This window comes from Collimonas sp., assembly GCF_044339385.1.
Classification (GTDB): domain Bacteria; phylum Pseudomonadota; class Gammaproteobacteria; order Burkholderiales; family Burkholderiaceae_D; genus Collimonas.
The window spans coordinates 1-6,816 of sequence record NZ_JBIIVN010000142.1; the positions used below are offsets into that span (position 1 = coordinate 1).

The following is a 6,816-nucleotide window of genomic DNA, read 5'->3' on the forward strand; positions in this document are numbered from 1 at the left end:
AAAATACCAAAATACCAAAATACCAAAATACCAAAATACCAAAATACCAAAATACCAAAATACCAAAATACCAAAATACCAAAATACCAAAATACCAAAATACCAAAATACCAAAATACCAAAATACAAAGCAATAAAAAAGCGCTCAAAGATGAGCGCTTTTTTATTGCTGCATTACTGCTTGTTGCGAAGGTCTTATTGCACCTTGGCTTTTGCACGCAGATCTTGCTGGTAAGCTTGCAGCTTCTTCTGTTGCAGCGCTTCAGTGATTTGCGGCTTGACTTCGGCCAGGCTTGGAATCTTGGCTGGGCGGACTTCTTCCAGCTTGATGACGTGGTAACCGAACTGGGTCTTGACCGGTGTTTCGGTCAGTTGGCCCGGCTTCAGTGCTACCAGTGCATCGGAGAATGGCTTCACGAACGAAGCTGGCGTTGCCCAGCCCAGATCGCCGCCGTTGGCTGCCGAACCTAGATCTTTCGATTGCTTGGCCAGATCGTCGAACTTGCCGCCGGCTTTTAGTTTGCCGATGATGGCTTTAGCGTCGGCTTCGTTCTCAACCAGGATATGGCGCGCGTGATATTCCTTGTCGCCGGCTTGTGCCTTGAACTTGTCGTATTCTGCCTGGATGTCGGCATCCTTGATTGGGTTCTTCTTGATGAAGTCGGCAAACAGTGCGCGGATCAGGATCGATTGGCGGGCGATGTCGGCTTGCGCCTTGACGTCAGCGTTGTTGCCCAGACCCAGCTTGTCGGCTTCGTGGATCAGCACTTCACGGTTGATCAGTTCGTCCTTGACCATGGTGCGCAGTTCAGGGCTGTCACTCTGGCCGCCTTGCGCTGTCAATTGCTTGACCATCATGTCGGCGCGCGACGACGGGATTGCCTTACCATTCACGACTGCCAGGTTTTGCGCCATAACAGGCAAAGCAGCAGCTGCAAAAAGTATTACCAGTAAACGGGAAGGTTTAAAAATCATTATCAAGTCCTAATTGGGGATAAGTTATGAGTAAATTAATGCTAGGCAGGCCAGAATAACTGAAGTCGGTTTGCAGGACAAATTATTTTGTTTAGGGTACGTATCACGGTCGTTTAAGCTGTTTTTGTTTCGGAAGGCGCTAGCGCATTGACCGCCAGTGCGTGAATTTCCGCATGCATCATTTCAGCCAGGCAATCATACACCAGCCTATGGCGATTTAAACGATTTTGTCCTTCAAAAACTGTGCTGACTATCCGCAACCTGTAATGACCGCCGCCTGAGGCAGCGCCGGCGTGTCCCACATGCAGCGCCGACTCATCCTCCAATAGACATTCCAGCGGTGAAAAAGTTGCTGTCAATTTGTTACGAATCGTTTCAAGGCGCGGATTATTCATTCAGATTCCTTGATATATTTCGACAGCAGCACGCTCTGGCCGATGACGAAAACAAACATCAGTCCCATACCGCCGAAAAGCTTGAAATTGACCCAGGTCGCGGTCGGAAAATTGAAGGCGACAAACAGGTTAAGGCAGCCCATGAAGATGAAAAACGCGATCCATGCAAAGCCCACACGCGGCCAGATCTGATCGGGCATGGACATTTGTTTTTCCATCATGGTGCGGATCAGGTTCTTTTTCAGAAACAACTGACTGACCAGCAACACCGCAGCGAAGGCCCAATACAGCACTGTCGGTTTCCATTTGATGAAGGTTTCGTTATGGAAGTAAATGGTGGCACCGCCAAACACGCAGATGATCAGCAGCGACACCCACAGCATGGCGTCAACTTTTTTCCGGCGTAACAGCAGGTAGCCGATCTGTGCGACGGAGGCCAAGATCGCCACTGCCGTCGCCAGCAATACAGGTGCTTGTGTCGCCGTGACCACGCCGCCGGAGACAACGCCTGACAAATAGTGATTGACCAGCGCCTGTGCAGAATCAGGGCTGGATTCGCCCCATTTGAAAATGCCGAAGAATAGAATTACCGGGAAAAGGTCGAACAAGAACTTCATGTGTTTAGTCTGCTTTCAGTCAGGATAAATAGCGGTCGGCGAGTGGGTTGATCAGGTGGATCAGGTTGACCGGGCCGAACAGGTTGATGCTGGCTCAGTCGGCCGGGTCAAAGCGCAATGACGCCGAATTGATGCAGTAACGCAGGCCGGTTGGCGGCGGGCCGTCGGGGAACACGTGGCCCAGATGGGCGTCGCACACCTTACACAGAATCTCGGTGCGGGTCATGCCGTGGCTACGGTCGATGCGTTCCTCGACATTGTCGGGGTTGATGGCCTTGAAGTAGCTCGGCCAGCCGCAGCCAGAGTCGAATTTGGCGTCCGATTCGAACAACGGCGTATGACAGCAGACGCAAGTGTAGATGCCATGTTCTTGATGATCCCAGAAGCGGCCGGTAAATGCCCGTTCGGTGGCCGCGTGGCGGGTCACTTGATATTCCAGCGGATCCAGTTCGGCGCGCCATTCGGCGTCGGTCTTGCTGACTTTTTTGGTGCTCATGGTTTAATTCCTATCTCTATTCCTAAGACGAACAACTCACTTCCAGTCCGCGCGCCCAGTCAGGGGGCAATTCAGCGTATTGCGCATGTTGCGGCTGCTCGTCAAACGGGTTTTCAAGAATCTGCAGCAGAGTGCGGACTTCCGAGAAGTCTTTATTCTGCGCCTTTTCGATTGCGATCTGCGCCAAATAGTTTCGTAGCGCGTATTTGGGGTTGGTTGCATCCATTGCAAGCTTGCGCGCCGGGTCCTGACTGTTTTCCATTCTCAGGCGCGCCCGATATTGTAACGCCCAGGCGTCGAACGCGGCGCGGTCGGTAAATTGGTCGCGCAGGGGTGTGTCGCCAGCCGGATCTTCCAGCCGCAGGTTGCCAAGGCTGCGGAAAAACCGCGTGAAATCGACGTGGCTGGCTTGCATCATTGCAAACATCGCATCGAGCAATTTGCCGTCGTCCGCCTGCTGCGATTGCAGCCCCAGCTTGGCATGCAGCAACTCATCCAGTTTAGCGCCGTATTGAATCTGGTAATCGGCCAGCGCCGCTTGAGTTGCCTCAACGCTGCCGATCAGCGGCAGCAGTGCCCGGCCCAGCGCGAAGCAGTTCCATTGGCCGATTTGCGGTTGCATGCTGTAGGCGTAGCGGCCCTGCTGGTCGGTATGGTTGCAGATATGGCGCGCATCGTAGGCTTCCATGAAGCCGAACGGGCCGTAATCCAGTGTCAGCCCGAGGATCGACATATTGTCAGTGTTCATCACGCCATGCATGAAGCCGACGGCCTGCCAATGCGCCATCAGATGCGCGGTGCGACCGGTTACCTCGGCCAGCAGCGCCTGGTAGGGGTTGGCGGCATCCTGCAGTTCCGGGTAAAAACCGGCAATCACATAGTCTGCCAGGATTTTCAACTCATCTGGCCGATTATTGTAATACCAGTGCTCAAACGACCCGAAGCGCACAAAACTGGGTGCCATGCGGGTCACTACGGCTGTGGTTTCCGGCCGCTCGCGCATGACCAACTGATCAGAGCCGATCAGCGACAGCGCCCGCGAAGTGGGGATGCCAAGCGCCGCCATCGCCTCCGAGCACAGGTATTCCCGGATTGACGAGCGCAGCACCGCACGGCCATCGCCCATGCGTGAATAGGGTGTCGCCCCGGCTCCTTTCAACTGCAATTCCAGGCGTCCGCCACCGCTGGCGGCGACATCGCCAAGCAAAATCGCCCGGCCATCCCCCAACTGTCCGGCCCAGACGCCGAATTGATGGCCCGAATAAACCGCAGCTAGTGGCGTTGAGCCAGGCAGCAGGCGGTTGCCAGCCAGCGCCTGCACCAGCTCCGCTTGGTTCAAGGTTGCCTGGTTCAATCCAATCAATGCCGCTGCGGAGCTGCTGCTATCGACCAGGTAAGGGGCTGCTAAAGGAGTGGGCGCCAGATTTGTGTAAAACGGTTTTGGCAGCGCAGCAAAGGAGTTGCTGACGGTCAGGCTATCGATGGTCTGGGGTAACAGTGATGCAGCAAGGGTGTTCATGACCAAATTTAGTCCGGATAAATAGAGGGGGGATTAGCGCGGCGGCCGAGCTAGCAAGCATTTTAATTTACCTCGGTATTTGTCGTGCGAAGACCTTGATATTATCGCTTGGCAATCAACTCGACATTCGGTTGCTGGCGTTTTTCGCTGCCCGCCAGCCGCGCCGGGGAATTACTGCCGCATCATGGGGTATTGGCCGCCTGTTCTTTGTTATATTCTTTGCCATCACGGGAAGGTCAAGTCCAAACCGAGCACCCTGGCAAGGACCAAGGCGACGAGCACCATGCCCAACAGCGATAGCAAGAAGACTGCGGCCACCTTGCCGCCCGCGTGTAATACCGCGCGCTTCTCGTTCCTCTGCTCGTTCTTCTGCTCCTTCTCCTTTTTTCCTTGATCGTAATGCCACTTAATGGCGAAGAACATGCCCGTGCCGAGCACGAGCACCTTGAACGTAACGAAGACTATAGGAATCCAATCCATCATGTTGAGATTTTCCAGGCTATTACTTGGCACTATCTGTCTTGAAGAGCGCTGCCATAAGACGCTGCTTCATCTGCTCCATTTTGCCGAATCCAGATGGAGCAGTAAAAAACGTCAACGACTGCCATGCACGGATGGTGTCGCGGCTCGTCCTGGCGCATAGTACTAAAAAGCAATCTCCATACATCGAGACAAAATGTCTCAGTCGGAAAAAATGCAAGATGAAAGTTTGCCAGCCAGGTTGTCGCGATTGGCCATGCACGACGGGCGCGGTTTTTTGGCAGAGATCTTGCCGCATTGATCCCGGCGCTGACAGAGCCTGCCGATGTCATCCCGGCAGAACCAAGGAGCTATCCCGGCTTGCATGCCGCAGCGCCCCAATTTGGCCGCCACATCATCGCGCTGCCAGCGGAAAAGCACGGGATGGTACCGGCGATGCTTGAGCAAGCGTGCCGCCAGTACAAGCCTCGCCAGTTCCTCTGGCGTTATGGATGACATCCCTTGCCTTTTCCTTAGGTGAATCGATGATATAACCCTTGTCCCTGAATCGGTAACTTGGACTGTCAGGATCGTCCGAGAGATCGCCTGCCGGAACGTCGTCATTAAGTGATTCGGAAGTGCCATCAGGTAGTTGCTCGCTGCCGTCATCAACGTCAATGTCGTCAATGTCGTCAATGGCCTCACGGATAACAAACAGATTCAGGACGTATTCGTCAATCGCCACTGTTGACATTGACATTTGCTCCGATGCCGGGTATTTTTTCACCCGTGCGCTGTGAGCGGGCGGGACCGTCCAACGTCATGCCGTCAAGGCTTGAAGCCACACCTGCAATTCCCCGCAGAGCACTCCTGTCAACAAATTCTGCATACAAGAAGTTGCCCTTGTTATCTTCTTTGATGGCGAGGAACAGCTTTGCAACTTGTTCACCAATCCGTGCCTGGAAAGCCAACTGCGCACAGTCTCCGGCCACCTGTCTTATTGACATCAAACCTCAAAGCTAAAATCAGTAGAATGCCGAAGCGCATGCTCTGGATGCCTCACAGCCAGAAATGGCATGTAACTAAATAAACGCATAATGGAATTTACCCTCATCACCTTGCTTAACGGCCTCAGTTACGGCTTGCTGTTGTTCTTGCTGTCGTCCGGGCTGACACTGATTTTCAGCATGCTTGGCGTGCTGAATTTTGCGCATGCCAGTTTTTATATGCTGGGGGCTTATTTTGCTTATGCGATCAGCGCCAGGATCGGGTTTTGGCCGGCGCTGGTGCTGGCACCGCTTCTGGTCGGCTTGCTGGAGGGCGTTGGTTGAGCGTTTTGGGCTGCGATATGTGCGCCGCCATGGACAGGTGGCGGAGTTGTTGTTTACGTTTGGCTTGTCCTATGTTGCTGTTGAATTGGTGCAACTGGTGTGGGGCAAGTCGGCACTGCCGTATGCGATCCCGGCGCAACTCGATGGGCCTTTGTTTACCTTTTATGCAACTGCATTTCCGATCTATCGTGGTTTCATGATGTTGTTAGCGGTGTTGACATTGCTGGCGGCGGGCTGGCTGTTGAAGCGCTCGCGCCTGGGCTTGCTGATTCAGGCGGCATTGACCCATCCGCAGATGGTAGAGGCGCTGGGACATAACGTGCCGTTGATTTTTACGCTGGTGTTCGCTGTCGGGTGCGGCCTGGCGGGCCTGGCCGGAGTGGTGGGCGGCAATGCATTTGTTACTGAGCCGGGCATGGCGGCTGCTGTCGGCAGCATTATTTTCGTGGTGGTGGTGGTCGGCGGGCTGGGTTCGCTGGGCGGGGCGTTTATCGCTTCGCTGTTGATCGCGATACTGCAGACTTTTGCCGTAGCGCTGAATGTATCGCTGCTGGGCGGTCTGGCACGCTTGGGAATTGAGGTTGATGCCAGCGCCGCAGCTTATCCGCTGCTGCAATTGACACTGGCTCAGGTGGCGCCGATTCTGCCGTACCTGTTGCTAGTGCTGGTGATGCTGTTGCGGCCACGCGGTTTGCTTGGCGTACGGGATTGATATGGCGATGATGACAACCTATCCGTCGGCGCCCGCCAAATGGCTCTGGCCGCTGTTTGCCGTGGTGTTGCTGGCGGCACCGCTATTGTTTCCGCAAAGCGCCGCGTTATCGATCTTGTCGCAATCCGGCTGCATGATGATCCTGGCTTTGTCGTTCAATATGCTGCTCGGGCAGAGCGGCATGCTTTCTTTCGGGCATGCGCTATATGCCGGCTTGCCGGCGTTTGTCGTGGCTCATATGATGAACCGTTTGGCTGGTGCCGGAGCGGCGGCGCTGCTGTTTGTGCCCTTGTTGGGGGGGGGGGCTGGCCG

The 6,816-nt window shown here is 54.6% G+C and carries 9 protein-coding genes and 3 pseudogenes; 3 read left to right on the top strand and 9 right to left on the bottom strand.

Annotated elements, in window-relative coordinates:
- The 7 genes from ACIQ0R_RS10160 to ACIQ0R_RS10190 form a co-directional block, all read right to left on the bottom strand.
- Window positions 1–218, bottom strand: a 218-nt coding sequence (locus ACIQ0R_RS10160) for a hypothetical protein (RefSeq protein WP_395826812.1), incomplete at its 3' end; no start/stop codon positions are given.
- Entirely contained in the window at window positions 196–975 is a 780-nt protein-coding gene (locus tag ACIQ0R_RS10165) for a peptidyl-prolyl cis-trans isomerase (protein ID WP_395826814.1), read from the bottom strand. The genes ACIQ0R_RS10165 and ACIQ0R_RS10160, both read right to left, overlap by 23 nt.
- A 113-nt stretch (window positions 976–1,088) precedes the next feature.
- Entirely contained in the window at window positions 1,089–1,370 is a 282-nt protein-coding gene (locus ACIQ0R_RS10170) for a BolA family protein (RefSeq protein WP_395826817.1), read from the bottom strand.
- Window positions 1,367–1,987, bottom strand: a complete 621-nt coding sequence (locus tag ACIQ0R_RS10175; protein ID WP_395826820.1) for a septation protein A — start codon at window positions 1,985–1,987, stop codon at window positions 1,367–1,369. Before ACIQ0R_RS10175 ends, ACIQ0R_RS10170 begins: the two co-directional genes overlap by 4 nt.
- Window positions 1,988–2,081: 94 nt before the next feature.
- Window positions 2,082–2,483 (bottom strand): peptide-methionine (R)-S-oxide reductase MsrB, encoded by a 402-nt coding sequence (gene msrB, locus ACIQ0R_RS10180; protein ID WP_395826823.1) that lies wholly within the window; start codon window positions 2,481–2,483, stop codon window positions 2,082–2,084.
- A gap of 22 nt (window positions 2,484–2,505) precedes the next feature.
- Window positions 2,506–4,002, bottom strand: a complete 1,497-nt coding sequence (locus tag ACIQ0R_RS10185; protein WP_395826826.1) for a YdiU family protein — start codon at window positions 4,000–4,002, stop codon at window positions 2,506–2,508.
- A gap of 225 nt (window positions 4,003–4,227) precedes the next feature.
- Window positions 4,228–4,485: a hypothetical protein gene (locus tag ACIQ0R_RS10190; protein WP_395826828.1), complete on the bottom strand. Its 258-nt coding sequence runs from the start codon at window positions 4,483–4,485 to the stop codon at window positions 4,228–4,230.
- A gap of 285 nt (window positions 4,486–4,770) precedes the next feature.
- On the opposite strand from ACIQ0R_RS10190, the pseudogene ACIQ0R_RS10195 reads away from it, so the two are divergent.
- Window positions 4,771–4,950: pseudogene (locus ACIQ0R_RS10195) on the top strand (PLP-dependent aminotransferase family protein); the annotation flags it as partial.
- On the opposite strand, the gene ACIQ0R_RS10200 reads toward ACIQ0R_RS10195, so the two are convergent.
- Window positions 4,877–5,215 (bottom strand): hypothetical protein, encoded by a 339-nt coding sequence (locus ACIQ0R_RS10200; protein ID WP_395826831.1) that lies wholly within the window; start codon window positions 5,213–5,215, stop codon window positions 4,877–4,879. The pseudogene ACIQ0R_RS10195 and the gene ACIQ0R_RS10200 overlap by 74 nt on opposite strands.
- Window positions 5,196–5,432, bottom strand: coding sequence for a hypothetical protein (locus ACIQ0R_RS10205; protein WP_395826834.1), 237 nt, complete (start codon window positions 5,430–5,432; stop codon window positions 5,196–5,198). Before ACIQ0R_RS10205 ends, ACIQ0R_RS10200 begins: the two co-directional genes overlap by 20 nt.
- Before the next feature lie 126 nt (window positions 5,433–5,558).
- On the opposite strand from ACIQ0R_RS10205, the pseudogene ACIQ0R_RS10210 reads away from it, so the two are divergent.
- A pseudogene (locus ACIQ0R_RS10210) lies at window positions 5,559–6,504 on the top strand (branched-chain amino acid ABC transporter permease).
- A gap of 1 nt (window position 6,505) precedes the next feature.
- Window positions 6,506–6,816, top strand: a pseudogene (locus tag ACIQ0R_RS10215) (branched-chain amino acid ABC transporter permease); the annotation flags it as partial.